The following is a 361-nucleotide window of genomic DNA, read 5'->3' on the forward strand; positions in this document are numbered from 1 at the left end:
GTCCATGAGCCTTTCTGGACATTTCCGGGTGGCCGCGCCGAGATTGGCGAGACCTCGGAAGAAACGCTGCGGCGCGAGATGGTGGAAGAGCTCGGTGTGACAGTCGAGGTCGGCCGCCTGCTCTGGATCGTCGAGAATTTCTTTCATTTCGAGAAGCGCGACTGGCACGAACTTGGGCTCTATTATCTGATGGAAGTCCCCGAAAGCTTCCCTTTCCGGCCAAACGAGATCGTCCATCAGATCGAGGACGGCAAGAGCATTCTAGAGTTCAAATGGGTGCCCGCCACCCGCGAAGCGCTGAAGGCGCTCGATATTCCGCCCTATTTCATTGCTGACGAGATCGAGGCGCTTCCTCCGGCAC

At 57.9% G+C, this 361-nt stretch carries 1 protein-coding gene; it reads left to right on the top strand.

What is annotated here, in order from left to right:
* On the top strand, window positions 1-361 hold a 361-nt coding region (locus tag AC1DIX_RS28360; protein WP_477328699.1), incomplete at both ends, for an NUDIX hydrolase.

The organism is Massilia sp. 05N420 (genome assembly GCF_056397205.1).